This window comes from Streptomyces sp. NPDC059957 (genome assembly GCF_042730015.1).
GTDB lineage: Bacteria > Actinomycetota > Actinomycetes > Streptomycetales > Streptomycetaceae > Streptomyces.
Window position 1 is genome coordinate 152,908 of record NZ_JBHWMB010000007.1, and the last position, 26,763, is coordinate 179,670.

Sequence of the window (26,763 nt, forward strand, 5' to 3'; positions counted from 1 at the left end):
GGGGGGAGGGAACGAAAAAACCGTCGGGAAGGGGAGGGTTCCGCTCTCCTCTGAATCCTAGGTGGGTCAGGGCCTGGTTCCCTTGGGCCCTTGGGGCCGGCCCCCCCCCTTTGGGGGCCCGGCGGGCTTCGGCGTCACCGAGGCGGCCCCACCTGCCCCAACAGCCCCAATACCCCCAATGGCCTCACCGGCTTCAACGGCCCTCCCACCCTCAGAACCGCACCACCGAGAGAAGGAAAGCCCCCGTGCTCGACGCCGACACCATCCACGTGTGGGTCATTCCGCTCGACGACACCGCCCCGGGCAGCCTGGACTCCCGGGCGGGCGATCTCAGCCCCACCGAGCGCCAGCGCCTGGACCGGCTCGGCCGCCACAACCCCCGGGCCCGCCACCGCTACCTGGTCTCCCACCTCGCGGCCCGCGACATCGTCGCCGGGTACCTGGACTGTGCCCCCAAGGACCTCACCCGCGTACGCAACGCCCAGTACGGCAAGCCCGGATACATCCTCGGCTGGTGCCCCGGACCCGCCGTCAGCCTCTCCCGCTCCGACGGGCTGGCGCTGCTCGCCGTCCGGCCGCCCGGCCTGGAGGTGGGCGTGGACGTGGAGCGGATCCGTCCGGGCATCGACTGGCCGCGGGTGCTCGGCCGGGCGCGCGCGGACCGGGTGGACTCCGCATCCGGTTTCCGGGCCTGGACCGAGTGGGAAGCGTCCGTGAAGGCCGCCGGGTTCGGGCTCTCCGCCTCCGTGGGCAAGGACCTCTCGCCGTGGCCGGCCAGGGCGGTGAAACTGCCGCACCCGTTCCAGGACTACGCCGCTGCGGTGGCGGCCGACCGGCGCAGCGGCGTCCGTGCCGACATCCGCCTCCGCCGGCACTTCGTGTCCCGCTCCGGCGAACCCCGGCGCGCCCTCTTGGAGGCCGTCGCACAATAGCCTAACGTCATAGGTTTCTCCCCGAACACGCCCTGACCAGGCCTTCCCTTAGACTCCACCCTGTGAACCAAGGGGTAGGGGATGCAGTCATGGTGAATACACGACAGGAAGAGGAGATCAGTTCCGCGGCACAACTGCTCGAGGCCAGACTGGCCGAAGGCACGGACGAAATCATCGACCGATTCCGGAAATCTCTTCAGAACATCTCGAGTCCTCTGGTGTCCACGGACGAACTCTGGGCCGAAGCACGCGGACACGCCCGGCTGGTCCTGGAAGAGTGCCGTGAATCCCTGCGCGGCGAATTCGACGCCGCAGCGGCGGCCAATGTCACCCTCGCCCTCTCGGTCGGCCTGAGCGGTCGCGGCATCCTGCAGACCATCCACCCGGCCGACACGCTGCGCTCCTCGGGCGAGCTCTTCCAGATCACCCTGCAGTACCTCACCGCCGCCGTCGCCGGACTGCCGGTCGGCCAGTCCTCGGCCTGCCTGGGCAGGGCGGTGGCCGCCCTGAACCACAGCCTCGCCACCTGCCTCCAGGTGTCGGCCGCGGGCTACGACGCGTACCTGCTGAACAGGGTCGAGGAGAACGCCCGCAACCACCGCAAGCGGCTGGGCCGGGACCTCCACGACCACCTCGGCAACAGTCTGGCCCTGGCGCACCGCTACCTCGACCTCCACGAGCAGGCGGTGGAGCAGGACCAGCCGGCCGAGAAGCGGGACCGGCTGCTGGGGCAGGTCCGCGAAGCCCTGCACGAGGCCGACGGATACACCCGCGGCCTGATCTCCGACCTCCGGGCGCGCACCGGGGCCCGGCGACTGGCCGACGCCCTGCGGGAGTACGCCGAGCAGTACCAGTCACCCGACGTGGAACTGCGCATCGAGGTCAACGGCGACGAGAGCTGGCTGCCCGCAGCCCACGTGGCCGAAATGTTCCTGATCCTGCGGGAGTTCCTGCGCAACGCGCTGACGCACGCCGCGCCGCGCACGGTCGCGCTGAAGGTGGACGTGGCCCCGCACCGCGTGGACTGCTTCGCCCACGACGACGGGTCCGGCTTCGATTCCTCGTCCCCCTCCGGCGGCGACGGCAGCGGACTGCTCTCCATGCGCGAGCGCACCCAGGCGCTGGGCGGCGTCTTCTTCCTGACCAGCACGCCCGGAACCGGAACCGGCATGCGCATGTCCGTACCGCTGCCACCACAGCCGAAGTCCACCGAGGCGCGGGCGGCTTCATGAACGCGAACGCGCACCGTGTCGTCATCGCCGACGACCACACGCTGCTCCGGGAGGCATTGGCCGAACTCATCCAGGGCATGGGCGACTTCGACGTGGTCGCCGCGGTCGGGGACGCGCCGGGCATGGTGGCAGCGGTGGCCGAACACCGCCCCGACGTGGTGCTCATGGACATCGAGATGCCGGGCAACGAGGATCCTGCGCGAACGGTCCGGTCCCTGCAGGCGGCGTCCGCCGACACCAAGATCATGGTGCTGACGATGCACGACGACCTCCTGCTGCTGCAGACGCTGCTCCCTCTGGGCATCCGCGGCTACCTGCACAAGACCTCCACCCACCGGGCACTGACGGCCGCGCTGCGCGACGCCTGCAGCCAGGACGGGCTGACCGTGTCCCTGCCGCCGCGCGCGAGGCCCCGTACCGCCGGCGAGCCCGAGGCGGCGGCCGCGCCGTCCGCATCCGGCGCCGGACCCGTGGCGCCGGTGTCCGAGCCGGACCGCGAGCTGCTCAGCCACCGGGAGCGCGAGGTGATCGCCCTGGTCGCCTCCGGCCTCAGCAACCGCCGGACCGCGAGCCACCTGGGCCTGACCGAGGGCACGATCAAGCGCCACATGCGGAACATCTTCGCCAAGCTGGGGGCGACGTCCCGGCTGGACGCCGCGAACAAGGCCGTATCGGCCGGCCTGATCCCCGCCCCCACCACGCCTCCCGCGCCCGCTCCCCCGCAGCCCGGGACGCATGCCGACGGGCAGCGCCCGGCCAGCTGGCAGCGTCGATAGGCCCTCGCTTCCGGTGGTCCGTACGAAGGATGTGGGGGTGGGTCTGTGGGTTTTGGGGGGTGGGGGGCGGGGGTGCGCCTGCGTAGGTTGGAGGCGAGGCCACTGTGGGTTGCCGGTCCGGGGCTTGGTGGCGTGCTCTGACGGTGAGGATGGGGCGGCGCGAAATGCGTGACTTGGTGGAGACCGCGCGGCAGTGGACGGCCGAGGGGCGGGTCGGGTTTCTGGCGCGGCCCGTGACCGAGCAGGGGTTCGGGCCCCGGGATCCCGCCGGGGCGGTGCTCGTGGATGCGCGCGGGGAGTGCGTCGGGGCCCTGTACCGGGGGGTGTTCGATGCCGAGCTCGTCGCCGAGGCCGCGGCCATGGGGGCCGGGGAGACCGCGCGGGTGTGCGAGGTCTCGGTCGGGTCCGGCGAGGCCGTCGAGGCGAAGCTGACGTGCGGCGGGCAGGCCGAGGTGCTGTTGCAGCCGCTGGCCGCCATTCCCGGTGAGTGGTGGGAGCTGCTCGGGCAGGGGGTCGGCGTCGCGCTCGTGACCCAGTTGAACGAGCGGGCGGATCAGGCCGTCAGTGTCGTGGTGCGGGGGGCCGATCAGCCGTCCGGTGACGCCGAGCGGCGGGCCGGGGAGCTGCTGAGGACCCGGCGGCCCGGCCGGGACGCCCTGTACGCGGGGTCCGGGCTGGTGCTCGTGGAGGCGTACCCGTCGGCTCCGTACGTAGTGATCGGCGGGTCCGGGGAGCTGGCCGAGGTCATCGAGGCGCAGGCCCGGCTGCTCGGCTGGGACGTGAGCGCCGTCGTTTCCGTGGAAGAGGCCGCGAAGCTGCTCGAGGCCCGGCGGGACGCCGCCTGTCTCGCGATGCTGAGCCACGATCCCGACTTCGACGTGCCGACGCTGCGGACCGCGCTCGCGCTCGGAGTTCCGTACGTCGGCGCGCTCGGCTCCCGCAAGACCACCGCCCGGCGCAGCGAGGGGCTGCTCGCGGCCGGGGTGAGCGAGGAGCGGCTGCGGACGGTGCACGGGCCGATCGGCCTGGATCTGGGCGGGCAGACTCCGGCGGAGACGGCGCTGGCCATCTGTGCGGAGATCCTGGCGGTGCTCGGGGGGCGCGAGGTGCGTGGGGTGCGGGATGCGGACGGCCCCCTCAAGGGGTGAGAGGGCGGGTGAGCAGGCGGCTCGGGGGCGCGATCGGGTGAAATGGTCGCCGATGCGGGAAAATGGGTTGTATGGACACGACTCTGATCTTCCTCGCGGTGGACAGAACTCTGACCAACATCGCGTGGTTCCTGGTTGTCGGGCTCATCGTGGTCGGCTTCCTGCTCGGCGGTTTCCTGCTGGGCAAGCGGGTCCGGGCACAGGAACCCGCACCCCCCGCTCCCGAGAGTCAGCCGCACCTGCCCGAGGGCGGCGCGGTGCACGAGGTCTCCGAGGAGCGGGAGTACGTCGAGTTCCCCGCGAGCGGACTGCGCCCGCACGAGATGCAGGGGTACGGGAACTTCGGTTCCCGGACCCACAGCGATCAGGACGAGGCGCGGGCCGAGCGGGAATCCGGGTACGAGCACCCCAATCCGCGGCCCCGCAAGCAGCCACCGACCCTGCCGCCCCTGGGCGGCGCCAAGCCCGCCTGAAGGACGGACGAAGACCCGAGACCGCCCGAAGCGACCGGTTGACCGTGGCCCGCGGCCCTTGCGCCGCGGGTCACAGGTCTGTGCGCAGGCGCAGGACCTCCGGGGGCGGGTGGCGGGTCGAGGTGTGGCGGACCTCCGCCGTCAGGGGCGGGTCCAAGGGGTGGAAGGGGACCTCGCCGAGGCCGATGGCCGTGATGGTGGCGCCCTGGGAGGCGCGCGGGGTGCGCCCGGCCACCGCCGCCGCCACCTCGGTGCGCAGCGCCGCCGTCAGAGGGCTCGACACCAGTGGGGTCTCATCGCCGACCGGCAGGACCAGGACGAGGGCGAGCGGGCGGCGGGCGGTGCCCGTGTAGCCGACCACCGCCGCGTCGCGGACGTTGGTGTGGCGGAGCTTCTGCCAGCCGCGCCGGCCGGCGGGGTAGGGCTGGTCCATCCGTTTGACGACCAGGCCCTCGATGCCGCTGGCGGGCAGGGTCTCGTACCAGGTCTCCGCCAGCTCCGGGTCCGTGGTCATCGGGACCGGCTGGAGCGGCGGGCCCAGGGGCAGGAGGAGATCGACGAGGAGCGCGCGCCTGCGTTCGTACGGGCGGGCGCGCAGGTCCAGCCCGGCGAGTTCCAGTACGTCGAAGGCGGCGTACGAGGCCGGCAGCGTCTGGGCCAGCACGGCGGCCCGCGCGGCCGAGGCGGCGGCCGCCCGGCGCTGTACGAGCCCGAACTCGGTGCGGCCCGCGTGCCAGACCACCACCTCCCCGTCGAGCACCGTCCCCGCGGGCAGATGGTGTGCGGCGGCCGCGAGGTCGGGGAAGGCCGCGGTGACGATGCGGCCGGAGCGGGCCTGGAGGACAACCCCGTCAACGGCGCGGTCGGTGCGGATGACGACGAGGCGGTGGCCGTCGAACTTGGGCTCGTACGCGAGACCGGGCGCGCGCGGCAGCGAGCGTACGGCCACGGCGAGCGCGACGGTGATCACGGGAGCCGTCCGGCCAGGGCGGGGTCGAGGAGCGGGGCGAGGAGGTCGCCTTCACGGGCCAGCCTGGGGGCGATGTCGTCGGCGAGGAAGACCAGGTCGGAGGGGGTGCGGCAGGACTCGACCTCCGCCCAGGAGACGGGGGCCGAGACGGTGGGCAGGGCGCGGGCGCGCAGGGTGTAAGGGGCCGCCGTGGTCTTGGCGGCGGCGTTCTGGCTGTGGTCGACGAAGACCTTCCCGGTGCGCAGCGCCTTGGTCATCCGGTGCACTACGAGGTCGGGCAGCTCGCGCTCGGCCTCCTGGGCGAGGGCCTTCGCGTACGCCGACACGTGCTCGGAGGGCGTCGGTTCGAGGGGTACCGCCAGGTGGAGGCCCTTGGAGCCGGACGTCTTGGGGTAGGCGTGGAGACCGTCGGCGGCCAGCCGGTCCCGGAGCCACAGGGCGGCGGCGGAGCATTCGACGACGGTGGCGGGGGGACCCGGGTCGAGGTCGAGGATCAGGCGGTCGGCGAGGGCCGGGGCGCCGACCGGCCACTGCGGGGTGTGGAACTCGACGACGAGGTTGGCGGCCCACATGAGCGTGGGCAGGTCGGCGACGACCACCTGTTCGGCCCGGAGGTCCTCCGAGCGGGGCACCGGGGTGGTCTTCACCCAGCCGGGGGTACCGGGCGGCGGGTTCTTCGTGAAGAAGAGCTGCCCGTCCGGGCCGTCGGGATAGCGCAGGAAGGACATGGGGCGGTCGTGGATGTGGGCGAGCAGGGGGCCCGCGATCGTGGCGTAGTAGTGGAGTACCTCGCCCTTGGTGAAGCCGGTCTCCGGGTAGAGGACCTTGTCGAGGTTGCTGAGCGAAATGCGACGGCCCTCCACCAGGGTGATCGGCGTCATACGATGAGACTGCCACGAAACAGGAGGAACCGTGCGATCCATATGGAACGGGGCGATCTCCTTCGGCTTGGTCAGCATCCCGATCAAGCTCGTGAACGCCACCGAGAGCCACTCGATCTCCTTCCGCCAGATCCATGTCAGCGACGGCGGGCGCGTCCGCTACCGCAAGGTCTGCGAGCTGGACGGGGAGGAGGTGTCGACCGCCGAGATCGGCAAGGGGTATGAGGAGGCCGACGGGTCCATCATTCCGATCACGGATGAGGATCTGGCGCAGCTGCCGATCGCCACCGCGAAGACGATCGAGATCGTTTCCTTTGTGCCGGCTGATCAGATCGACCCGTTGCAGATGGACGCGGCCTACTACCTCGCGGCGAGCGGAGCTACGGCGGCCAAGCCGTACACGCTGCTGCGGGAGGCGCTAAAGCGGAGCCGGAAGGTCGCGATCGCGAAGTACGCGCTGCGGGGGCGGGAACGGCTGGGCATGCTGCGGGTCGTCGACGACGTGATCGCGATGCACGGGCTGCTGTGGCCCGACGAGATCCGGGTTCCGGAGGGGGTGGCGCCCGAGGGCGAGGTGTCGGTGCGGGAGGCCGAGCTGGACCTCGCGGACGCGCTGATGGCGACGCTGGGCGAGGTGGAGATGGACTCGTTGCGCGACGACTACCGCGAGGCGGTGGAGGCGATGGTCGCGGCGAAGGCGGGTGGGGGCGAACCGGCGGTGGCGGCGGGGCCGCCGGCGGAGGGTGCGGGTGGGCAGGTCATCGACCTGATGGCGGCGTTGGAGAACAGCGTGCGGGTGGCGAAGGCCTCGCGGGCGGGTTCGGCTGCGTCGGAGGGGGCGGGGGCGGGGGCGGAGGTTACGCCGATTCGGCGGAAGAAGGCGGCGGCGGTTGCGCCGAAGGCGGTGGGCGGGAAGAAGTCGACTGCGTCGGCGGGCGGTTCGGCGGGTGGTTCGGCGGGTGCCGGTGCTACGAAGAAGTCGACGGCTGCGGCCGCTGCGAAGAAGAAGGCCGCTGCGGGGGCCGCGAAGAAGACGGCCTCGGCCAAGGCCGCGGAGGCGAAGCCGGCGCGGGCTGCCGCGAAGAAGGCGGTGACGCCGCGCAAGCGGAGCTCCGCTTGAGGGGCCGTGGGCCCCGCGGGGCGAAGTCCCCTACCCGCCCTTCCACCGTTCCCCGGGCGCTGCCCGGACCCGCGCCTCAAACGCCGGCGGGGATGGGCGCGGGCTCCGGGCTCCGCCCGAGGTCGGTCCTCAGGCGCCGGCCAGGCTGGGGTGCCCCCGGGCGTTGCCCGGAGTCCGGCCGCGGCGGAGGTGCCGGGGGGCTAGGTCGTCTCTTTCGGATCTTGTCGGCCGAGCCCGCGGCGTCTGGTGCCGTGCCTGGGCGTGCTGTCGGGGCGCTCGCGTACTGGACGTACGTGGTCGCCTCGGCAGTGCGGCCAGGCACGGTGCCAGGCGTCGCGGGCCCGGCAAGATCCGAAAGAGACGGCCTAGTTCCAGGTTCGGCGGTCTCGGGATTTGATGAAGAGGGCTTCTACGTCCGGGGGTTTGAGGGTGGTGGGGGTGTTCGTCAGGAAGGTTGTGGTGGTGGCCGGGGTGAGGATGCGGACGTCTCGGAGGGTGGGGGCGACCTCCAGGCGGGTCGCGTCGACCACTGCCAGGACCGGGGTCACCGGGGTGGAGAGGGCGCGGGTCGCGTGCGCCGCCGCGCGGCGGGCTTCGCGGGGGTCCGGGGTGGGGTCGGCTCGGCCCACCGTGAGGAGGAGGTCGCCGATCACCGCGCGCTGGCGGCGGCCCTGGACCGTGCGGATGCAGAAGACGCCGGGCGGGCCGATGAGCAGGTGGTCCGCGACGGTGTGGATCGAGTGCAGGACCTGCCAGTCCTCCGTCTCCGCCAGGGCGTCCAGTACCTCGCCCATCCGCTGCCTCACCGTGAGCTCCTGACGGAGCCGGTGCCGGGCGCGGGTGCCCGCGGTGCCGTACGTGAGGGCGCCCAGCTGTGCCTCCCCCGGGCGGTTCGGGGCCAGGTCCTCGTCGGGCGGGAGGGACAGGCGGAGCAGGTCCTCGGCCGTGGGGACGGGTGGCGGGCCGATGGCGACGGTTCCGGTGAGGTAGGGACGTAACGCCGTCAGGATCTCCTCCCGGCGCTCGTCCGCCAGCACGCTGATCCGGTTGGCCCGCCGGTCGTACCAGGCCACCGCCCGGCCGTCGGGCAGGTTCACGTACAGCCGCCCTCGGCCCGGCCGGCCGCTCGGCAGTACCTTCAGTCCCCTCGAAGACATGGTCCTCACCCCCGGCGTCCATGGGAGCAGCCCCGGCGCCCCGCGGCAATCCCCCGGTGGGGTCCGTCCTGCGGTGGGTGCCGTGCGGCCCGTGGCGTGTAACGACTCCGTCGGGTCGCTGAGGCGTGGCTGTTACAGAAGCAACGGGTTACCGCAACGGCCGGTGCATACGTTTATCCCACCTGGACAGCCCAGCGCCTGACCTGCACCGAAGGACGTCCCGTGAACACCGTGAGCCGCAGCCGCCGCACGCTCGTACGCGCCGCCGCCGTGGCCGTGAGCGCCGGCACCCTGCTGGCGTTGCCCGCGGCGGACGCGCTCGCCGACGGGGTGCCGTCGGCTTCCTCCGCGCAGGGCGTGACCGCCCCGCGGACCCTGGTCAAGACCCTGTCCCTCGCGGACGGCGTCTCCACCGCGAAGGTGTACCGCGTGGCCAAGGGCGCCTACCGGGCCGAGGTCCTGAACCCCGACGGCTCCACGGCCGCCACCCTGACCAGCCGTGACGGCAGCACCGGCTTCGGCGATGCCGGGGAGATGCACCTCGCGCTGCGGTCCGACGGCCGGCTCAGTTCCTGGGCCGGGAACGGGAGCGACAGCGGGAGTCACGGCGGCGGGAGCGATGCACAGGGCTCCATGGGCCCGGCCGGGTACAAGACCGCGAGTCGTGACGGCCGGGTCGTCCCCGCCGTCGCTTCCTCGCGCTCGGGTACGGCTACGGGTGCGGGTACGGGGACCGTCGAGGCGCTGGGCCTGAACACGCTGGCCGACGGTCCGGGTGACGGCATGCTGCTGCTCGCCGCGGGCGGCGGGATCGCGGCCATCGGCGCCGCCGGGCTGGGCTTCGCGATGCTGCGCCGCGGGCGTACGGACGCCTAGACCGCCCTGGCCCTCCGGCCCGGGCGCACGGGCAGAAACGATGCGGCTCTGCCTACTGTGGACCGGCACATGCTCATGGAGAGGAGGGCCGGCGGGTGATCGGATCCGGATCCCTTCCCGACCGGACGGGTCTGCGGGCCGGTCTGCCGGCCGCCCTGCTGACCGCCCTGGTGCTGCCGCTCGCCAGTGCCTGCGGTGACACCGGCGGGCTGGCCGGCGCCGGGGCGACCCCGACCGCGAGCGGGCCCGTACATCTGTGGCCGGGGCGCGCGGGGGCCGTCGTACCGCCCGCCGACCCGGGGGGCGCGCCGCCCGAGTACGTACCCGGGATCGCGCCCGTCCAGGACCAGAACGTGCACGCGATCGACCCGGCGACCCTGGTGCAGGCCGAACTGCGGGCCCACCCGAACGTGCAGACCGGTCCCGACGGGATGCCTCCGGAGACAGTCGCCGCGATCAACGCGTGCGGGGCGGACGGGGCCGATCCGAAGAAGTGCCCGGTGCTGACGCCGTACTACCGGGACCTCACCGGCAACGGCAAGGACGAGTTGATCGTCGGCATCGAGTACCCCGAGCAGCAGATGTCCGTCCGCGTGTACACGGCGGACGCCCAGGGCCGGCTCAATCGGATCATGGCCACCACCGACACCGTCATCAGCGTCGAGCTCGCCGGACGGGACGTGATCCTGCGCGTCCCGAGCGGCAACGCGGGCTACGAGGTGAACACCACCTGGTCCTGGGACCAGACGCAGCGCTCGATGCTGCCGACGTGGGAGCAGATCGTCCGCGTGCCCGGCACCGGCCCGGGCCGGGCACAGGCACCTTCCCCGAGCCCCGGCTCGCCGGGAGCCTCGCCGTGAGGCTCCGGCTGCCCGCGTGGACGGCGACGCTGACCTGGAAGTCGGCGTGCTTCATCGTGCTGATGTGCTGCTCCCTCGCGGCGGTGCTGGGTGTGCTCGTGCACGTGGAGGTGACCGGGCAGACCGTCGCGACGGCCCGCGAGAAGGCACTGGGCAAGCTGACCGACGCCTCGCGCGCCTACGAGGCCGGCGAGGTGCTGCCGCCGGAGTCCGGGCTGGATCCGGCCGGGTTGCCGGACCGGCTGCGCGCGCTGGCCCTGGCCGGGCAGCGCGGGACGCTCGTGGCGGAGTACGAGGGCCGGCAGTTGATGTGGGCGGCGGCCCCGGCCGACGGGAAGGCACTGGCCACGGCCGTCGACTACGGGCAGAGCGCGCGGACGATCAGCGGGCTGGACAACGCGATCATCGGATCCTCGGTCCTGGCGCTCGGCGGGACTCTGCTGGTGGGAGCCTTCGCCGTGACCCGGGTGACGCGGCGGCTGCACCAGACGGCGACGGTGGCCCGCCGGATCACCCAGGGCGACCTGGACGCACGGGTCGGGGATCCGCGGACGAAGGATCCCTCGCGACACCAGGACGAGGTGGCGACGGTGGCGGCGGCCCTGGACACGATGGCGGGCAGCCTGCAGACGAAGCTCCAGCGGGAGCAGCGGTTCACGGCGGACGTCGCGCACGAGCTGCGCACCCCGCTGACCGGTCTGCAGGCGGCCTCGGAGCTGCTGCCGGAGGGGCGGGCGACGGACATGGTGCAGGAGCGGGTGCGCACGATGCGGCAGCTGACGGAGGACCTGCTGGAGATCTCCCGGCTCGACTCGGGCAGCGAGGTGGTGGAGACGGACCTGCACCAGCTCGGGCGTCTCGCGCGGCGGGTGGTGCGGGCCTCGGGGACGGACACGGAGGTGGTCGTGGCGCGGGACGCGCACGTGGAGACGGACCGGCGGCGCCTGGAGCGAGTGCTGGGGAACCTGGTCACCAATGCCCACAAGCACGGGCGGGCGCCGGTGGTGGTGACGGTGGACGGGCCGGTGGTGACGGTACGGGACCACGGTGACGGCTACCCCGAGTACCTCGTGTCCCACGGGCCCCAGCGGTTCCGTACCGGGGGCGGGAGCAAGGGGCACGGGCTGGGGCTGACGATCGCGGTGGGACAGGCGGAGGTCATCGGGGCCGGGCTGGTGTTCCGGCAGGCGGCGGACGGCGGGGGCGGGGCGGAGGCCGTACTGACCCTGGTCGAGGCCCGGCTGCCGTGACGGGACGGCCGGCCCGCACGTGACAGCCGGCCCGCACCGTGACGTGACGGCCGGCCCCACCACCACGTGACAGCCCGCCCTCACTCCCCCGGCGGGGTCGGCTTCGTCCAGGGCCAGCGGAGCTTCGGCTTCTGGCCGCCCGGGGTGTAGACGTACTTCCAGCCCTGCTGGAGGCCCAGCCGCTTGGAGTACCCCGCGGGGACCCGCTCGTAGAGCAGCACCGTGGGGGCGCCGCCGTCCGGGGCCGGGACCGGGATCTCGTACCACTTCGACGGGTGGCCGGTCGGGCCGAGGAGGATCGGGAGGGTCCGGCCGTCCATCGGGCCGCCCTCGAAGGGGGTGGGTTGGCTTCTCACCCCTCCAGTTTCACAGCTTTCCGGAAAGGGTCACAGCAGGTGGGCCGCCTCGGAGACCACGGGGATCACCCGGCGGGCCAGTACCCCCACCGGACCGTCCGCCGATTCGAGCGCGAGGGCGGCGCGGGCCGCCGCGGCCGTCTCCGGGTCGGTGGCGGCCGTGGCCGTGAGGAGGGCGATGAACTGGTCCACCAGCCAGTCCCGGAGCGAGTCGATCTCCGGCTGTTTGCCCTCGTCGATCCAGATCAGCGAGGCGGCCTCGACCGCCGTGATCCACGTGCGCACCATCATGCGCAGGCGCGGGCCGGGGGCCGGCACGCCGAGGTGGAAGAGGATCGCCTCGGCGGCCGCCCGGCGGATGCCGTCGACGGTGGCGGTGGTGCGGGAGGTTTCGACCACGCTGCCGCCCTGGAGGAGGGCGGAGAAGCCCGCGTCGTGTTCGTCGACGAAGGCCAGGTACCGGTCCAGGGCCCGGGAGAGCCGCTGGGTCAGGGGTCCGGCCTGGGGTTCGGCGAAGCAGAGCCGCAGCACGTCGGCCGCCGAGCGCAGGGCGGCTTCGTAGAGCTGCTGCTTCCCGCCGGGGAAGTAGCGGTAGACGAGGGGGCGCGAGACGCCGGCGGCCTCGGCCACGTCGTCCAGCGAGACCTCCTCCGGCGCCCGGTGCGCGAACAACGTCAGGGCCGCGTCGAGGAGCTGGGCCCGGCGCTCCTCGACGCTCAACCTGCGGTACGCCCGTACGGCTGTCATGTCCGCAGGGTAGCCGCACCCCGTGACCTCGGGGCGGGGGATGTCCGGGCCGGGGTTCAGGCGAGGAGTCCCGAGCTCTTCCAGAGTTTGCGGCCGACTCCGCGCATCACGCCTATGTCGTCCAGGAAGTCGGTGAGCCGCTTGGCTCCGGTCTGCATGACCTCCCGGCGGTGGCCGCTGGCCTTGACCTGGGCGAGCGCCTCGCGCCGGTCGAGCCCGATGTTGTCGTAGACCTGGGGGTTCACGAAGGCCTGCGAGAAGACGCGGGCGGCCTGGCCGCAGCTCACGCGGGTGAGTTCCTGCTCCCAGCGCGGGGCGGTGAGCATCTGCCGGCGCAGTTCCTCGCGGGCGTAGCGGACGTGGCGCGCCTCCTCGATGACGTGGATGCGGGTGACTCCGCGGACGAGCGGCTGGACGCGCTCGTCGGGGAAGGTCAGGCGCTGCATCCAGTCGAGGACCTCCTCGCCGAGGAGAGTGCAGGCGAAGGAGCCGGGGGTGGTGGAGACGGTCTTCAGGACGCGGGCGAGGTTGTGGTTGGTCCGGGAGACCTGGTACTCGGGGGCGCCGCCCGTCTTGATCATGCGGGCGAACATCATCGAGTGGCGGCACTCGTCGGCGATCTCGGTGAGTGCGTACCGGACGTGATTGCTGGTCAGGGACTTGTCGTAGATGTGCCGGGTGAGCAGCTGCATCAGGATGATCTCGAACCAGATGCCGAGCGAGCCGAGGGCGGCCGCCTCGTGGCGGGAGAGTTCGATGCGCTGCTCCTCGCCCATCTTCTTCCAGAGCGGGGTGTCGAAGAGGGAGAGCAGCTCGGGCGGCCAGTAGTACTTGCCGTCGATGGGCGGGGCGTCCCAGTCGAGTTCCTGGTCCGGGTCGAAGGAGTGCTTCGCCGAGGATTCGAGCAGCCGCTCGGCGATCTGCTCGCGGTCCTTGAGCAGGCCGAGGGCGTCGCGGAGCTCGGCTCGTTCGGTCACGGTGGTCATGGCTTCGGACACCTCGTCGTCGAGTTACCGGCGGTCACCTCTTATGAGACTGCCTGTCAGCAAGACCGTCAATCCCCCGCACACGACTTGTTGACCGCGCGTCTACCAACGTGTGACGCTGCCAACTGTCCGGTCCCGTACGGAAGTACGCGCAAGCACACGCAAGTACGCGGCTACGTGAGACGAGGGGGCGTCAGTGTCGACGCACGAGCTCTACACCAACGATCCGGGCGAGACCGTCTGGCCGGTCCCCGCCTCCGGCAACGCCCGATTCAGCTGGGAGTACGACGGCGGCCGCGAGCGGCTGCTGGCCCTGTACCAGAAGGGCAAGGACAAGCAGTGGGACGGCGCCAAGCGCATCGACTGGGACATCGAGGTGGATCCGTACGATCCCCTGGGCACTCCGGACGACGCGCTTCCGCTGTACGGCACCCGGCACTGGGCCAAGTTCACGGAGCGGGACCGCGGCGAGCTGCGCCGGCACTACAGCGCATGGAACTTCAGCCAGTTCCTGCACGGCGAGCAGGGCGCGATGGTGTGCGCGGCGCGCATCGTCGAGTCGGTGCCGGACCTGGACGCGAAGTTCTACTCCGCCACGCAGACCATGGACGAGGCCCGGCACGCGGAGATCTTCGGGCGGTTCCTGCACGAGAAGATCGGGATGCTCTACCCGATCAACGACAGCCTTCAGGGGCTGCTCGGCGACACCCTGCGCGACTCCCGCTGGGACATGCCGTACCTGGGCATGCAGGTGCTCATCGAGGGGCTGGCGCTGGCCGCCTTCGGGATGATCCGCGACACCACGAACAAGCCGCTGCCCAAGCAGATCCTGGCCTACGTGATGCAGGACGAGGCACGGCACGTGGCGTTCGGGCGGATGGCCCTGCGCGACTACTACAAGCAGTTGACGGACGCCGAGCTGCGCGAGCGCGAGGAGTTCGTGATCGAGGGCTGCTACCTGATGCGGGACCGGCTGCGCGGGGTGGAGGTGCTGGAGAACTTCGGCATCTCGCGCGCCGAGGCGGAGGAGTTCAGCGAGCGCTCCGAGTTCCTGGCGCTCTTCCGCAAGCTGCTGTTCAGCCGGATCGTGCCCTGCGTGAAGGACATCGGGCTGTGGGGCGAGCGGCTGCAGAAGGCGTACCTGGACATGGGCGTCTTCGAGATGGGCAACTCCAACCTGGACCTGCTGATGAGCCAGGACGAGGAGATCGCCGAGGCCCTCGACCGGGAGCGGTTCGCGGCCGAGGAGGAACAGCGGGTGGCGGAGGTGACGCAGGCCATCGCGGAGGGCGCGGGCACGGACGCGGACGCGGACGCCTAGAGCGGCGGGCGGCGGGTGGCGGGCGGCGCGGCGGGCGGCGCGGCGGACGTCTCAGGGCGCGGACAGCGCCGCCTCCATCACCGCGCGGGCGATGGGAGCTGCCGCGCCGTTGCCGCTGATGTCCCCGCGGACGGCCGAGGCGTCCTCGACGACCACCGCGACCGCCACGGCCGGCGGCCGGCCGCCACGGGGCCCCGCCCAGGAGATGAACCAGGCGTACGGGGTGCCCGCGTTGCCGACGCCGTGCTGGGCCGTGCCGGTCTTGCCGCCGACCACGGCTCCGGGGATCGCCGCGTTGCGGCCGGTGCCGCCCTCCACCACCTTCACCATCAGCTCCTGCATCCGCATCGCGGTCAGCGGGGTCATGGCCCGGCCGAGGCTCTGCCGGCCGGCGCGGCGGACCGGGTCGCCGTCGTCCTGTGTCGTGCGGTCCACCAGGTAGGGGGCCTTGAGCTCCCCGCCGTTGGCGACGGCCGCCGCCACCATCGCCATCTGCAGCGGGGTGGCCTTGGTGTTGAACTGGCCGATCGAGGACAGGGCCAGCTGGTCGGGGCTCATGTCGGTGTCGAAGTTGGACCGCGACACCCAGGCCGGCACGCGCAGCCCGGCGTCGTTGAAGCCGAACCGCCGCGCCGCCTCGGTCATCCCGCGCAGCCCGACCTGTACGCCGATCTTCGCCATCACCGTGTTGCACGACCACTGGATCGCATCCGCCATCGAGGCGTCGGCGCAGCCCGTCCCCGCGTTCGGCAGCAGGGTGCTGGTGCCCGGCAGCGGGTACGGGTCCGGGGTCTCGGTCGGCGCGTCCACGTCGGAGACCACGCCCGCGTCGAGGGCGGCGGCGGCCGTCACGATCTTGAACGTGGAGCCGGGCGGGTACGTCTCGCGCAGCGCACGGTTGAGCATCGGCTTGGCGGGGTCCGCGTTGAGCTTCTCCCAGGCCTCCTTGACCTTCGGCCCCGTGCCGGAGAGTACGGCCGGGTCGTAGGAAGGGCTGCTGACCAGCGCGAGGATCCTGCCCGTGGCCGGCTCCACGGCGGCGACCGCGCCGCGCTTGCCCGCGAGCCCGGCGTACGCGGCCAGCTGCATCTTCGCCCGGATGGTGGTGACGGCGTCGCCGCCGCCGGGGCGGCCGCGCGAGAGCTCGTACCAGAGCGGGAAGGCCGAGAGCCCGGGGTCGGTGCCGGAAAGGACCGGGTCCTCGGCGCGTTCCAGGAAGCTGGTCCCGTAGGTCTGGGAGGCGAAACCGGTGACGGGCGCGTAGAGCGGGCCGTTCTTGTACGTGCGCTCGTAGCGGAGCAGTTGGCGGCTGTCCCGGGAGCCGGTGACGGGGCGGCCGTCGACGGTGATGTCCCCGCGCGGTTCGGCGTACCGCTCGATGGCGGGGCGTTTGTTGGCCGGGTTCGCGCCGTAGCCCGCGGACTCCCAGACCTGTACGCGGCCGACGTTGACCAGCAGGGCGACGAGCAGCAGGGCGCAGAAGTACGCGCACCAGCGGATGTAGCGGATCACGCTTCGGCCTCCTCGGCCGGTCCGGGCCTGCGGGCGCTGTCGCTGAGCCGGACCAGGAGGGCGACGATGATCCAGTTGGTGACCACGGAGGAGCCTCCCTGGGCGAGGAAGGGCATCGCCATGCCGGTCAGCGGGATCAGGCCGGTGACTCCGCCGGCGATGACGAACACCTGGAGCGCGACGATCGAGGCGAGTCCGGTGGCGAGGAGCCGGCCGAAGGGGTCGCGCAGCGCCAGCCCGGCACGGAATCCGCGGGCGACGAGGAGCCCGTAGAGGAGCAGGATCGCGGTGAGGCCGACGAGGCCGAGCTCCTCCCCGGCGGTGGCCAGGATGAAGTCCGATTTGGCGGCGAAGCCGATGAGGAAGGACTGGCCGTGGCCGAGCCCGGCGCCGAGCAGTCCACCGGCTCCGAAGGCGAAGAGGGACTGGGCGAGCTGGCCGGGGCCGTCCCCGCGCTCGATGGAGGCGAAAGGATTCAGCCAGTCGTCCACGCGGCTGTTCACGTGCGGCTCGAACGTCCCGACGGCGTACGCGCCCACGGCCGCGAGCAGCAGCCCGATGGCGATCCAGCCGATCCGGCCGGTGGCCGTGAACAGCATGATCACGAAGAGGCCGAAGAAGAGCAGCGAGGTCCCGAGGTCGCGCTCCAGGACGAGCACGCCGACGGAGAGCAGCCAGATGGCGAGGATCGGGCCGAGCACCCGGCCCGGCAGCAGTTTCAGCTTCCAGAAGAGGGTGCGGCCGGTCAGGGCCAGGGCGGTGCGGTTCGCCGCGAGGTAGGAGGCGAAGAAGACCGCGAGCAGGATCTTGGCGAACTCCCCCGGCTGGAAGGAGAGCCCGGCGAACCGGATCCAGATGTGCGCGCCGTTCACGGCCGGGAAGAAGACGGGCACCAGCATCAGCGCGAGCGCCGCGGCGACGGACAGGTACGCGTACTTCTGCAGCACCCGGTGGTCGCGCAGCAGCGCGACGACGAGCACGAAGAGCACCATCCCGAGGGCGGACCAGCGCAGTTGCTCACCGGCGGTGGCGTTCGTGGGGGTGGTGGCGTCGAGGCGCTGGATGAGGACCAGGCCGAGGCCGTTGAGCAGGAAGGCGATCGGGAGCAGCAGCGGATCGGCGTACGGGGCGCACAGGCGGACGGCGAGGTGGGCGGCGAGCGCGGCCACGGCGAGGCCGGCGGCGTAGTGGGCGGCGGGCGCGGGGACGTGGCCGGTGGTGGCGATTCCCACGTAGAGGTGGCCGAGGACGGAGATCAGCACGGCGCCGAAGAGCAGCGACAGCTCGACTCCGCGGCGCTTGGGCGCACGGGCGTCGGGGGGCGGTGGCGGGGCGGGTTCCGTCACCTTCGCCGTCAGAGCGGTCATACGGGGAAACGTAGCAAGGAGCCGGGCCGTATGTCCGCTTATGTCATAGTGTGCCGAAGAGTCGTCAGAACTGGTCGGAATTGAAGTAGCGGATCAGCTCGTCAGCGGATCAGGAGCCTCCTCCCATGGGACCTGCGGAGTTCATCGTCCTGGCCTTTCCGGAAGAACAGCTGCGGGTCGCGGCGGTCGAGGCGGTGATGGGGTTGCGCAAGGCCGGGGTCGTGCGGCTGATCGACGGGCTGGTGGCCACCAAGACGGCGTCCGGCGCCGTGCTGTCGGCGGAGTTCGACGAGTTCGTCGAACTCCGGGGGCTGCTCGCCCACCGGGAGGCGGCCCCGCTGATCGGTCCGGAGGACGTGCGGGAATCGGCCGAACTGATGGACCGCGGCAGCTGCGCGCTCCTCCTGGTCGTCGAACACGTCTGGGCCGAGGACGCCGCGATCGCCGTACGGGCGGCGGGCGGCCGGATCGCGGGAGCGGTCCGCCTCCCGGCGGACCGGCTGGGGGTGGCCTGATGTTCATCCGCCCCATCGGTTCCGTGGTGAACCCCTCCCAGCGCCCCTCGGGCCACCCCCTGCTGCGCGGGATCCTGGCGCGCGGAGCCTACGTCTGGGACACGGCCCAGCACCCGGCGACCCCGGCGGGACCACAGCCGCCGGGCGGCCCGACCCCGGCCCGGGCCGGGGCTCCCGGCGCGGCACCGGGTGCGAGCCCACAGCCCGGCCCGGCCCCTTCGCTCCCGGCGGCCCCCTCCGAACGCCGGGAGCCCGCGGCCTCCCGCCCGGCTCCGCACCCCGGACCGGGAGCTCCGGAACCGGCCTCCCCCGGGGCCGACCTGACCGACCGCCTGACCCGACTGGCCGCCCTGGCCCGCGAGGGCCTGCTCACCCCGGAGGAGTTCTCGGCGGCCAAGGCCCGGCTGCTGCGCGACTGACGACCGGGCCCGGTCAGCCGACGGTGGGCGCTTCGAAGGTCTCGACCGGGCCGAACTCGCCGAAGGTGATCTTGTTGCCGCCGGCCATGCCGCGCATCTCCACCCGCTGCTCGAAGCGGAGCGTGCGGCCGTGGGCGTCGATCCACTGGTCGCAGTCGAAGCCGGTGACGCCCTTCGCCTTCATCGACCGGTGTACGCGCGGATCGACCGAGGCGATCTGATCGAGGCCGAGGCGCCCGGCGAGGTGGTGGGCGGGGATCCCGCCCAGGTCCTCCATGCCCTTCCTCGCCGAAGGACCGGTGGCGAGCAGGAGCTTCGCGTACCCCGTGTAGCTCGCCTGGTTGTCCGGGGATGCCGGCATCCTGATCCAGGCGTCGCCCGGCTTGAGACGGTCGCGGACGTAGGTGCCGTCCGCCGTCATGACGCTCTCCATCCAGACAGCCTGCGCAGCCGGAAGCGCGTCCGTGGAGCGGGTCTCCATCCGGCCGGTGAACAGGGTTTCGAAGTTGCCCCGGCCCGTGGTCGTGGCGACGTCCTTCCCGGCGAGCTGAGTGGACGCCTTCATCGTCGCCGCATAGGGCGTCCGCCCGGCCTCCGCGAGGGCCTTCTCCACGTCGAACACACGAACTGGTTTCCGCCCTGCCGGCCGAGTCCCCCCGACCCGCCAACCGGGTGACCCCGGCCCGGCAGGCCCGCACCGTTGGGCGATTTGTCATACCGCGCGTGGCAGCATCGGCCGCCAGGAGGTGACCCCATGTCACGACGACGCAGACGTCGGCTGCTTCGCGCCGCGTGCCTCGCCGCAGCCCTCGTCGCGGCCGGCCCGCTCCCCGCCGCACACGCCGAGCCGCCCGCCGCACCCGCGGCCCCGGAGGTTCCCGCCGCCCCGGAGGCACCGGAGGCACCGGAGGCACCGGAGGCACCGGGGACACCGGACGCCCCCACGACACCCGATGTCATCGCGGCCCCCGCCGCGCCCGCCGAACCCGTCGGCGTCCTCCTCACCCGGCTGCAGGGCCTCTACCAGCGCGCCGAGCAGGCCACCGAGGCCTACAACGCCGCCGAGACCGCCCTCACCGCGCGGCAGCGCGAGGAGACCCGGCTCAGCACCGAGCTCGGCAGGGCCCGTAGTGCCGTCACCGACGCCCAGGCCACCACGGGCCGGCTGGCGCGCGAGCAGTACAAGGGGGCCCGCGGGTTCTCCCCGTACGCCCGGATGCTGTTCGCCGGGGACCCCCAAGGGGCGCTGGAGCAGCGCCGGGTCGCCGCGCGCGAGGGGGCCCGGCGGGCCGCCGCGCTGGAGCGGCTCACCCGGGGCGAGAAACAGGCGGACACCCTCGCCACCGCCGCCCGCAAGGCCCTGGACTCCGAGCAGAAGCTGGCCGCCGAAACCAAGCGGCGCAAGGAGGAGGCCGCCACACAGCTCAAGGACGTCGAGCGGATGCTGGCCTCGCTCAGCCCCGCCCAGCTCACCGAGCTGGAGACGCGCGAGGCCGAGGACACCGCCACCGCGCAGCGGGAGCTGATCGGTTCGGGGAAGCTGGGCAGCGGCGGCGCGCCCCCGCTCCGCACCCCCACGGCGGCCGGCGGCACGGCCCTCACGTACGCGGCCGCCCAGATCGGGAAGCCGTACGTCTGGGGCGCCGAGGGGCCGGCCTCCTTCGACTGTTCCGGACTGACCTCGCAGGCCTGGGCGCACGCGGGCCGCGAGATCCCCCGGACCAGTCAGGAGCAGTGGGCCCGGCTCCCCAGGGTGCCGCTCGACGAACTGCGGCCCGGTGACCTGGTGGTGTACTTCCCGACCGCCACCCACGTGGCCCTGTACGTCGGCGACGGCAAGGTCATCCAGGCGCCCCGGCCGGGCGCGAAGGTGAAGGTCTCGCCGATCGCCGCGAACCCGCTGCTCGGCGCGGTACGGCCGGACCCCGACGGGGCGCCGCTGCGCGCCTTCACTCCGCCGCCGCTGTCCGAGGACGCGACGGCGGGGGACGACACGGGCTACTCGGAGGCCGAGGCCCCCGCGACGTCCGCCAGGTAGTCCGCCGCGTCCTCGGGGTCGTAGAAGTACGCGTCGAAGTCGGCCGGGTTGTCGAAGCCGTTGGCGAATCGATCCGCCACCGGCTGGAGCTGCCCGGCCGCACCGATCAGGTTCAGCACGTGCTCCGGCGGGACGCCGAGCATGGCGTTCGTCCACTGGGTGGTGGGCTTGCCGCTGGTGAACCAGTACTTGTCGAAGGTCGCCTTCATCCACGCCTCGTCGAACGGGTTGTCCCCGTGCATGAGGATCGAGGAGAGGTACGAGGCCGCGCACTTGGCGGCGGAGTTCGAACCCTGCCCGGTGATCGGGTCGTTGGCGACGGCCACGTCCGCCACGCCCAGCACCAGCCCGCCGCCGGGCAGTCGGCCGACGGGGCCCCGGACGACGGGGGCGTACCGCCCGGCGAGCGTGGCGCCCGCGTCCGTCAGCTCCACCTTCGTCGCCCGCGCGTACTCCCAGGGAACGAACTTCTCCATCAGGTCCAGCGTCAGCGCAAGGTGGTCCGCCGGGTCCTTCACCCCGCCGAAGGCGTCGACCGGTCCGCCCGGGATCCCCTCCCAGAACAGGATGTCGGCCCGCCCGGAGGTGGTCAGCGTCGGGATCACGAAGAGCTCGCCGACGCCCGGGACCAGGTTGCAGCGCACGGCGTCCGTCTCCGGGTGCTCCGGGCGCGGGGCCAGCCCGTGCACGTACGAGACGGCGAGGGCGCGCTGCGGAGCGTCGTACGGGGAGCGGGCCGCGTCCCGGCCGAACAGCGAGACCAGCTCGCCCTTGCCGGCCGCGACCAGGACCAGGTCGTAGGTGCGGGAGAAGAAGTCCAGGTCGGAGACGGACGCCCCGTGGATGACCAGCTGGCCGCCGCGCTGCGCGAAGGTGTCGAGCCAGCCGGCCATCTTCACGCGCTGGTCGACGGACTGGGCGAAGCCCTTCAGCTTGCCGAGCCAGTCGATGGCGCGGCTGCTGTCGGGGGCGGAGACCGAGACGCCCAGGCCGCCGATCTTCGGCGCCTGCTGCTCCCAGAAGTTGAGCTTGAGGTCGCGCTCGTGCTGGAGCGCCGTGTCGAACATGCACTGGGTGGACATGACCCGCCCGGTGCGGATCTCGTCCGCCGTCCGGTTGGACATGAGGGTGACCTCGTACCCCTTCGCCTGGAGTCCGAGGGCGAGCTGGAGACCGGACTGGCCGGCGCCGACGACGAGTATCTTGCGCATCTGCACGTTCTCTATTCGGGGGTCGAGTCGAGGGCGTGGCCCACGAGGGTCATCAGGGATTCCAGTACCGTGACCCGGCGCCGTGCGTCCATGATCACGACGGGTACGCGCGCCGGTATGGTCAGCGCCTCCCGCACGTCCTCCGGTTCGTACGAAGGCGTGCCCTCGAAGTGGTTGACGGCCACGGCGTACGGCAGCCCGCAGCTCTCGAAGTAGTCGAGCGCGGGGAAGCAGTCGCGCAGCCGCCGCGTGTCCGCGAGGACGATCCCGCCGACGGCCCCGCGCACCAGGTCGTCCCACATGAACCAGAAGCGTTCCTGGCCGGGGGTCCCGTACACGTACAGGACGAGGTCGTCGTCGAGCGTGACGCGGCCGAAGTCCATGGCGACGGTGGTGGTGTGCTTGTCCGGGGTCGAGGACAGGTCGTCGGTCGGAGCGGCGGCCTCGGTCATCACCGCCTCGGTGCGCAGCGGCCGGATCTCGGAGACGGAGCCGACGAAGGTGGTCTTGCCCACCCCGAAACCGCCCGCCACCAGCACCTTCACGGCGACGGGCGCGCGCGAGCGGTCGTACTGCCAGGGCTGTACGGGCTCGTCCGGATCCGGGTCCGGACCGGCGGCCGAGTCGGGGTCCGTGTTCGGGGAGAAGAGATCGGTTTCAGAGACGGCGGAGCCCACTGAGCACCCTTTCGAGCAGAGCGCGGTCGGGACGGCCGCTGCCGTGCCCGGTCCCGTAGACACGGATCCTGCCCTGGTCGGCGAGGTCGCTGACCAGGACGCGGACCACGCCGAGCGGCAGCTTCAGCAGTGCGGCGATCTCGGCGATCGTGCGCATGCGGCGGCACACCTCGACGATCGCCGGCATCTCCGGCATCCGGTCGGCCTTGCGCGGCTCGGACACCTTGGTGTCGAGGGCCGCGACGAAGGTCTCGACGTGCAGGATCTGCGTGAAGCGGGTGCGGCCGCCCGTAAGGGAGTACGGGCGTACGCGGGCGGGACGGCGATCGGCGCCGCGTATCGGCAGCCGGTCGGAGGCCGGACTCCTCACGGGGTGTTCTCCATCGACTGGCGCAGCTCACTGCGGACTTCGGGGGTCAGGACGTGGCCGGCGCGGCCCACGAACAAGGCCATGTGGTAGGCGACGACGCTCATGTCGCAGTCGGGCGTGGCGTGCACGCCGAGGAGCGAGCCGTCGCTGATGGCCATGACGAACACGGAACCGTGCTCCATGGCCACCATCGTCTGCTTGACCGAGCCGCCGTCCATCAGGGCGGCGGCGCCCGTGGTGAGCGAGCCGAGGCCGGAGACGATGGTCGCGAGATCGGCGGACGCACCGCGGGGCCCGCTGGGGCGTGAGGGTGGTGCGGAGGATCCGCCGGGCGCGGATGGCGTGTCGGGTGCGACCGGATCGGAGGACAGCAGGAGGAGCCCGTCCGAGGACACGACGGCCACCGAATTGACCCCGGGGACCTCCTCGACGAGGTCGGTCAGCAGCCACTGAAGGTTGCGTGCCTGGGTGCTCAGTCCGTACGTACTGGACGCGTTCATGTGCGTGCCTCCTGTGCGGTGTCCCCCCGGTCGGTCTGCCCCTGGTCCTGCGGCGGGTCCTGCGGCGCGTCCTGACCGGGGGCGTGCGCGAGCTCGGCCTCCACGACGCGGCGCCCGTCCTGGGCGCCCCGGTAGAACCCGCCGAGGCGGCGGCGCAGCTCCTCGGCGTCCACCCGGCCCGGCGCCGGGCGCACCTCGTCGCCGCGCCCGGCGGCGACCACGCGCGGGCTCCGCTTGGGCAGCCCCTTGTCGGTGAGGAGTTCCTCCGGCTCGGCCCCCTTCGGGGCCGGGGTACCCGCGGCACCGGCGGGCGCCTCGGCCTGCGGCGGTACGCGGAACACCTGCTCGGCGGGCACCTCGACCGGCGCCGGGACCCGGAACACCTGCTCCATGGGCGGCAGTTGCCCGGCCGGAGGCGCGAACGCCGCCGGAGCGGGCTCCGGAGCCACCCGGGCGGGCTGCTCCGCGGCGGAGGCCTGCGCGGTCTCGTGCGCGGGCTCCGGCTCGGGGAAGGAGTCTGGGGCCGGCTCCGCGAAGAACTTCGGCTCCAGGTAGGGCTCCGGGTCCGCTTCCGCCGCGGACTCCGGGGCCTCGTAAGGCTCCGGGTCCGCGTAAGGCTCCCGGTCCGCGTAAGGCTCCGGGGATGCATCGAGGGCGGGCTCCGGCAGGGCCGGGGCCGTCTGGGTCGCGGCCGTCTGGGTCGCGGGCGTGGGGCTCTCGGGCGTGGGGGCGGCAAGGCCCCGTACGCGCGAGGGGAGGGTGTTCTCGTTGGCCTCCGCGATCACGCCGGGCAGGTGCAGCGCGGGTGCGCCCGGCGCGCCCAGGGTGTGGACCGGGGAGACCGGCGGGGTGGCGGGCAGCAGCGCCGCCGGTACGACGACCAGGGCCTCCGTACCGCCGTTCCGCAGGGTGCGCAGCTCGGCGCCGACCCCGTGCCGGGTCGCGAGCCGCCCGGCCACGTACAGGCCGAGGCCCAGGCCGTGCTCCGACTCGGGCTCCTCGTCGTACGCGTCCGGCGCGGCCAGCCGTTCGTTCAGCGTGGCCAGCCGGTCCCCGGTGATCCCGATGCCCTCGTCGATGACGGACAGCACCACGTCACCGGAGTCCTGCAGCCATCCGGACACCTTCACCTTGGCGTCCGGCGGCGAGAAGGTCGTGGCGTTCTCCAGCAGCTCGGCCAGTACGTGCGAGATGTCGTCGGCGGCGTGCCCGGCGACCTGCGTGTACGAGGGCAGCACTCCGAGGTCGACGCGCTCGTAGCGCTCGATCTCGCTGACCGCCGCCCGCATGACGTCGACCAGCGGGACCGCCGCGCCCTGTCCGTGGCCGTGTTCCTGGCCGGCGAGGACCAGCAGGTTCTCGTTGTGGCGGCGCATCACGGTCGCCAGGTGGTCGAGCTTGAAGAGGGTGGAGAGGCGGTCCGGATCCGGCTCCTCGGACTCCAGCTCCTCGATGACGGCGAGTTGGCGCTCGACGAGCCCCAGGGTCCGCAGGGACAGCGATACCGACGTGGTCGACATGATGCGGCGGTGCTCTTCCAGCCCCGCCCGCAGCTGCGCGAGCTCTGCCTCCAGCGCCTCCCGGCCGGCCGAGAGCGCCTCGTTGCGGCCGATGAGGCGGCGGCGGTCGGCGTCGAGCCCGGCGATCCGGGTGTGCAGGGAGACCGTCTGGTCGCGCACCGAGTTGAGGTGGCGCACGACCTCGGCGAACTCGTCGTTGCGGCCCGTGAACCGGACCGGCTGCACCGAGCCCTCCGGCGTCGCCAGCCGTGCCGCGCCGCGCCGCAGGACCGACAGCGGGCGGGTCAGGGAGCGCGCGATGGCGGTGGAGAAGCCGAGGGTGAGGAGGAACAGCACGCCGAGGAAGGCGAGCTTGATCTCCAGCGCGGTCACGTCGTCGTCGCGCAGCGCGGCGAGCGCGGTGGCGCGCTGGCCGGCGAGGGTGGCCTCGACCGAGCGCATCCGGTCGACGCGGGCGGTGAGGGCCGGTCCGACGGTGCCGGGGTCGAGCCTGCGGTCGGCGGCCGAGAGGGAGGGCCGGTCGGTGAGCCGGTTGAGGTAGTCGTCGGCCGTCTTGACCTCGGGTCCGGTGACGGTGGCGGCGAGGCTCTGGCGCACGTCGGGCCGTGCGGCCCGTGCGAAGTCGTCGAGCGCGCCCTGCTCCCGTACGCGCGCCCGCTGGGCGGCTGCGGCGAGTTCGTCCACGTAGGCGCTGCCCGGCTGCCGGTCGCCGCCCGGTACGGACAGCGCGGCGAGCAGCAGTCCGCGGGTAGCGGAGGCCTGCTCCGCGGCCTGGCCGAGGGGGCCCAGCGGGCGGGTGGTGACGAGGGCGTCCGCGGCGCGCGGCGGGGTCAGCTCGGCGAGCCGGCTGCTCGGCGCGAGGAGTTCGGCGATCACTCCGGAGTAGGCCTGGTGTGCGGTGAGGGCGCTGTCCTTGCCCTCGATGGACTCGGTGCGGACGGCGCCGACCCGGCCGAGGGCCTGGGCCAGCTCCTCGTCGGCCTCGGCCTGGACCTCGGCGAGCTGGCGGTCGGTGCCGGCGGCGCGTGCCTGGACCGCGGCGGCCTGCTTGCCCCGGACGCCGCCGGGGCGGCCCTTGGCCACGTACGCGGTGACGGCGTCGCGCTCGTCTCCGAGCAGGTGGGCGAGGGTGAGGGTCTGCCGGCTCCGGTCCGCGAGGGTGACCAGCTCCTGGGAGTCCTTCAGGTCCGCGGAGGCGGACAGGACGGCGGGCGCTCCCGCCGCGAGGACGGCGAGCCCGGCCACGGCGACCCCGATGACCAGCCTGCGGCGCACGCGGACGCGGCGCCCCGCGGGAGCGGTCGCGGAGACCGGGCCGTCGGGGGCTCGTCGGACGGGTGCGGTGCCGTCGGGTGCGGTGCCGTTCGCGACGGTGCCGTTCTTCCGAGGCCGCTTCTTCTGCACCGGTGCTCGCAATCCTGTTTACGTGTGCTGCTCGTGCTCGTTGTCTGTCGGGGCCGGGGTGACGGCCGGTCACCGCAGACGGTCACCCGCCTCCGTTGTACCGCCGTGCCGTACCGCCGCACCGCTTCAGACCCTCGCAGTGAGT

27 protein-coding genes are annotated in these 26,763 nt (G+C 72.8%); 13 read left to right on the forward strand and 14 right to left on the reverse strand.

The features are described from left to right. The first annotated feature begins 245 nt into the window (after positions 1–245). From ACFWBW_RS07410 to ACFWBW_RS07430, 5 genes are all read left to right on the forward strand, one after another. Positions 246–932: a 4'-phosphopantetheinyl transferase family protein gene (locus ACFWBW_RS07410; protein ID WP_385369262.1), complete on the forward strand. Its 687-nt coding sequence runs from the start codon at positions 246–248 to the stop codon at positions 930–932. 89 nt (positions 933–1,021) lie between these two features. Then, positions 1,022–2,164, forward strand: a complete 1,143-nt coding sequence (locus ACFWBW_RS07415) for a sensor histidine kinase (protein WP_385369264.1) — start codon at positions 1,022–1,024, stop codon at positions 2,162–2,164. Beyond that, positions 2,161–2,940, forward strand: a complete 780-nt coding sequence (locus tag ACFWBW_RS07420) for a response regulator (RefSeq protein ID WP_385369266.1) — start codon at positions 2,161–2,163, stop codon at positions 2,938–2,940. Before ACFWBW_RS07415 ends, ACFWBW_RS07420 begins: the two co-directional genes overlap by 4 nt. A 164-nt stretch (positions 2,941–3,104) precedes the next feature. Further along, positions 3,105–4,088: an XdhC family protein gene (locus ACFWBW_RS07425; protein ID WP_385369268.1), complete on the forward strand. Its 984-nt coding sequence runs from the start codon at positions 3,105–3,107 to the stop codon at positions 4,086–4,088. 71 nt (positions 4,089–4,159) lie between these two features. Next, complete coding sequence (locus tag ACFWBW_RS07430; protein WP_385369270.1) at positions 4,160–4,561, forward strand: DUF6479 family protein; 402 nt, start codon at positions 4,160–4,162, stop codon at positions 4,559–4,561. A 70-nt stretch (positions 4,562–4,631) separates the two neighbouring features. On the opposite strand, the gene ACFWBW_RS07435 is transcribed toward ACFWBW_RS07430, so the two are convergent. Together ACFWBW_RS07435 and ligD are read right to left on the reverse strand one after the other, a co-directional pair. Further along, positions 4,632–5,528 carry an ATP-dependent DNA ligase gene (locus tag ACFWBW_RS07435; RefSeq protein ID WP_385369362.1) on the reverse strand — a complete coding sequence of 299 codons (897 nt, stop codon included), beginning with the start codon at positions 5,526–5,528 and terminating at the stop codon, positions 4,632–4,634. Continuing rightward, positions 5,528–6,412 (reverse strand): non-homologous end-joining DNA ligase, encoded by an 885-nt coding sequence (ligD, locus tag ACFWBW_RS07440; protein ID WP_385369272.1) that lies wholly within the window; start codon positions 6,410–6,412, stop codon positions 5,528–5,530. The genes ACFWBW_RS07435 and ligD overlap by 1 nt, the downstream gene beginning before the upstream one ends. Before the next feature lie 31 nt (positions 6,413–6,443). On the opposite strand from ligD, the gene ACFWBW_RS07445 reads away from it, so the two are divergent. Continuing rightward, a complete protein-coding gene (locus tag ACFWBW_RS07445; protein WP_385369274.1) occupies positions 6,444–7,532 on the forward strand; it encodes a Ku protein in 1,089 nt (362 codons plus the stop codon). Between the two features lie 365 nt (positions 7,533–7,897). On the opposite strand, the gene ACFWBW_RS07450 is transcribed toward ACFWBW_RS07445, so the two are convergent. Next, positions 7,898–8,689, reverse strand: coding sequence for a nuclease-related domain-containing protein (locus tag ACFWBW_RS07450; protein ID WP_385369276.1), 792 nt, complete (start codon positions 8,687–8,689; stop codon positions 7,898–7,900). A 222-nt stretch (positions 8,690–8,911) separates the two neighbouring features. On the opposite strand from ACFWBW_RS07450, the gene ACFWBW_RS07455 reads away from it, so the two are divergent. The 3 genes from ACFWBW_RS07455 to ACFWBW_RS07465 all read left to right on the forward strand — a co-directional run bounded on the left by ACFWBW_RS07455 (position 8,912) and on the right by ACFWBW_RS07465 (position 11,675). Then, complete coding sequence (locus ACFWBW_RS07455; RefSeq protein ID WP_385369278.1) at positions 8,912–9,565, forward strand: hypothetical protein; 654 nt, start codon at positions 8,912–8,914, stop codon at positions 9,563–9,565. 95 nt (positions 9,566–9,660) lie between these two features. Continuing rightward, positions 9,661–10,425 carry a hypothetical protein gene (locus ACFWBW_RS07460; protein WP_385369280.1) on the forward strand — a complete coding sequence of 255 codons (765 nt, stop codon included), beginning with the start codon at positions 9,661–9,663 and terminating at the stop codon, positions 10,423–10,425. After that, positions 10,422–11,675 carry a histidine kinase dimerization/phospho-acceptor domain-containing protein gene (locus ACFWBW_RS07465; protein ID WP_385369282.1) on the forward strand — a complete coding sequence of 418 codons (1,254 nt, stop codon included), beginning with the start codon at positions 10,422–10,424 and terminating at the stop codon, positions 11,673–11,675. Before ACFWBW_RS07460 ends, ACFWBW_RS07465 begins: the two co-directional genes overlap by 4 nt. Positions 11,676–11,755: 80 nt before the next feature. On the opposite strand, the gene ACFWBW_RS07470 is transcribed toward ACFWBW_RS07465, so the two are convergent. From ACFWBW_RS07470 to ACFWBW_RS07480, 3 genes are read right to left on the reverse strand one after another with little or no spacing between them, the layout of a single operon-like run. Then, the gene (locus tag ACFWBW_RS07470; protein WP_385369284.1) at positions 11,756–12,031 is read right to left on the reverse strand and encodes a hypothetical protein; all 276 of its coding nucleotides are present in this window, start codon (positions 12,029–12,031) and stop codon (positions 11,756–11,758) included. 30 nt (positions 12,032–12,061) lie between these two features. Further along, positions 12,062–12,778, reverse strand: coding sequence for a TetR/AcrR family transcriptional regulator (locus ACFWBW_RS07475; RefSeq protein WP_385369286.1), 717 nt, complete (start codon positions 12,776–12,778; stop codon positions 12,062–12,064). A gap of 56 nt (positions 12,779–12,834) precedes the next feature. Then, positions 12,835–13,764 carry a diiron oxygenase gene (locus ACFWBW_RS07480; RefSeq protein ID WP_385369288.1) on the reverse strand — a complete coding sequence of 310 codons (930 nt, stop codon included), beginning with the start codon at positions 13,762–13,764 and terminating at the stop codon, positions 12,835–12,837. Between the two features lie 196 nt (positions 13,765–13,960). Between ACFWBW_RS07480 and ACFWBW_RS07485 the strand changes: the two genes are divergently transcribed. After that, the gene (locus tag ACFWBW_RS07485; RefSeq protein ID WP_385369290.1) at positions 13,961–15,085 is read left to right on the forward strand and encodes a ferritin-like domain-containing protein; all 1,125 of its coding nucleotides are present in this window, start codon (positions 13,961–13,963) and stop codon (positions 15,083–15,085) included. A gap of 51 nt (positions 15,086–15,136) precedes the next feature. Here ACFWBW_RS07485 and ACFWBW_RS07490 read toward each other — a convergent pair whose 3' ends face one another. Next, on the reverse strand, positions 15,137–16,597 hold the full coding sequence (locus ACFWBW_RS07490) for a penicillin-binding transpeptidase domain-containing protein (RefSeq protein WP_385369292.1): 1,461 nt from the start codon (positions 16,595–16,597) through the stop codon (positions 15,137–15,139). After that, positions 16,594–17,964: an FtsW/RodA/SpoVE family cell cycle protein gene (locus ACFWBW_RS07495; protein WP_385369294.1), complete on the reverse strand. Its 1,371-nt coding sequence runs from the start codon at positions 17,962–17,964 to the stop codon at positions 16,594–16,596. Before ACFWBW_RS07495 ends, ACFWBW_RS07490 begins: the two co-directional genes overlap by 4 nt. Positions 17,965–18,089: 125 nt before the next feature. Here ACFWBW_RS07495 and ACFWBW_RS07500 point away from each other — a divergent pair, with 125 nt between their 5' ends. Beyond that, on the forward strand, positions 18,090–18,479 hold the full coding sequence (locus ACFWBW_RS07500) for a DUF6325 family protein (RefSeq protein ID WP_385369296.1): 390 nt from the start codon (positions 18,090–18,092) through the stop codon (positions 18,477–18,479). Beyond that, a complete protein-coding gene (locus ACFWBW_RS07505; RefSeq protein WP_385369298.1) occupies positions 18,479–18,898 on the forward strand; it encodes an SHOCT domain-containing protein in 420 nt (139 codons plus the stop codon). The genes ACFWBW_RS07500 and ACFWBW_RS07505 overlap by 1 nt, the downstream gene beginning before the upstream one ends. A 13-nt stretch (positions 18,899–18,911) precedes the next feature. Here the strand turns inward: ACFWBW_RS07505 and ACFWBW_RS07510 are convergent, their stop codons facing one another. Next, positions 18,912–19,520, reverse strand: a complete 609-nt coding sequence (locus ACFWBW_RS07510) for a hypothetical protein (protein ID WP_385369300.1) — start codon at positions 19,518–19,520, stop codon at positions 18,912–18,914. A 132-nt stretch (positions 19,521–19,652) separates the two neighbouring features. Between ACFWBW_RS07510 and ACFWBW_RS07515 the strand changes: the two genes are divergently transcribed. Next, entirely contained in the window at positions 19,653–20,936 is a 1,284-nt protein-coding gene (locus ACFWBW_RS07515; protein ID WP_385369302.1) for an NlpC/P60 family protein, read from the forward strand. Here ACFWBW_RS07515 and ACFWBW_RS07520 read toward each other — a convergent pair. From ACFWBW_RS07520 to ACFWBW_RS07540, 5 genes are read right to left on the reverse strand one after another with little or no spacing between them, the layout of a single operon-like run. Then, positions 20,897–22,147: a styrene monooxygenase/indole monooxygenase family protein gene (locus ACFWBW_RS07520; protein ID WP_385369304.1), complete on the reverse strand. Its 1,251-nt coding sequence runs from the start codon at positions 22,145–22,147 to the stop codon at positions 20,897–20,899. The genes ACFWBW_RS07515 and ACFWBW_RS07520 overlap by 40 nt on opposite strands. An 11-nt stretch (positions 22,148–22,158) precedes the next feature. Then, on the reverse strand, positions 22,159–22,824 hold the full coding sequence (locus ACFWBW_RS07525; protein ID WP_385369306.1) for an ATP/GTP-binding protein: 666 nt from the start codon (positions 22,822–22,824) through the stop codon (positions 22,159–22,161). Then, positions 22,805–23,194, reverse strand: a complete 390-nt coding sequence (locus ACFWBW_RS07530) for a DUF742 domain-containing protein (RefSeq protein ID WP_327254930.1) — start codon at positions 23,192–23,194, stop codon at positions 22,805–22,807. Before ACFWBW_RS07530 ends, ACFWBW_RS07525 begins: the two co-directional genes overlap by 20 nt. Further along, positions 23,191–23,694 (reverse strand): roadblock/LC7 domain-containing protein, encoded by a 504-nt coding sequence (locus ACFWBW_RS07535; protein WP_385369308.1) that lies wholly within the window; start codon positions 23,692–23,694, stop codon positions 23,191–23,193. The genes ACFWBW_RS07530 and ACFWBW_RS07535 overlap by 4 nt, the downstream gene beginning before the upstream one ends. After that, complete coding sequence (locus ACFWBW_RS07540) at positions 23,691–26,618, reverse strand: nitrate- and nitrite sensing domain-containing protein (RefSeq protein WP_385369310.1); 2,928 nt, start codon at positions 26,616–26,618, stop codon at positions 23,691–23,693. Before ACFWBW_RS07540 ends, ACFWBW_RS07535 begins: the two co-directional genes overlap by 4 nt. Positions 26,619–26,763: the final 145 nt, after the last annotated feature.

Bases quoted from the DNA above. Each gene is read 5' to 3' on its own strand.
- ACFWBW_RS07415 (WP_385369264.1), top strand. From the start codon at position 1,022: ATGGTGAATACACGACAGGAAGAGGAGATCAGTTCCGCGGCACAACTG.
- ACFWBW_RS07420 (WP_385369266.1), top strand. From the start codon at position 2,161: ATGAACGCGAACGCGCACCGTGTCGTCATCGCCGACGACCACACGCTG.
- ACFWBW_RS07425 (WP_385369268.1), top strand. From the start codon at position 3,105: ATGCGTGACTTGGTGGAGACCGCGCGGCAGTGGACGGCCGAGGGGCGG.
- ACFWBW_RS07430 (WP_385369270.1), top strand. From the start codon at position 4,160: ATGGACACGACTCTGATCTTCCTCGCGGTGGACAGAACTCTGACCAAC.
- ligD (WP_385369272.1), bottom strand. From the start codon at position 6,412: ATGACGCCGATCACCCTGGTGGAGGGCCGTCGCATTTCGCTCAGCAAC.
- ACFWBW_RS07450 (WP_385369276.1), bottom strand. From the start codon at position 8,689: ATGTCTTCGAGGGGACTGAAGGTACTGCCGAGCGGCCGGCCGGGCCGA.
- ACFWBW_RS07475 (WP_385369286.1), bottom strand. From the start codon at position 12,778: ATGACAGCCGTACGGGCGTACCGCAGGTTGAGCGTCGAGGAGCGCCGG.
- ACFWBW_RS07480 (WP_385369288.1), bottom strand. From the start codon at position 13,764: ATGACCACCGTGACCGAACGAGCCGAGCTCCGCGACGCCCTCGGCCTG.
- ACFWBW_RS07495 (WP_385369294.1), bottom strand. From the start codon at position 17,964: ATGACCGCTCTGACGGCGAAGGTGACGGAACCCGCCCCGCCACCGCCC.
- ACFWBW_RS07500 (WP_385369296.1), top strand. From the start codon at position 18,090: ATGGGACCTGCGGAGTTCATCGTCCTGGCCTTTCCGGAAGAACAGCTG.
- ACFWBW_RS07505 (WP_385369298.1), top strand. From the start codon at position 18,479: ATGTTCATCCGCCCCATCGGTTCCGTGGTGAACCCCTCCCAGCGCCCC.
- ACFWBW_RS07515 (WP_385369302.1), top strand. From the start codon at position 19,653: ATGTCACGACGACGCAGACGTCGGCTGCTTCGCGCCGCGTGCCTCGCC.
- ACFWBW_RS07520 (WP_385369304.1), bottom strand. From the start codon at position 22,147: ATGCGCAAGATACTCGTCGTCGGCGCCGGCCAGTCCGGTCTCCAGCTC.
- ACFWBW_RS07535 (WP_385369308.1), bottom strand. From the start codon at position 23,694: ATGAACGCGTCCAGTACGTACGGACTGAGCACCCAGGCACGCAACCTT.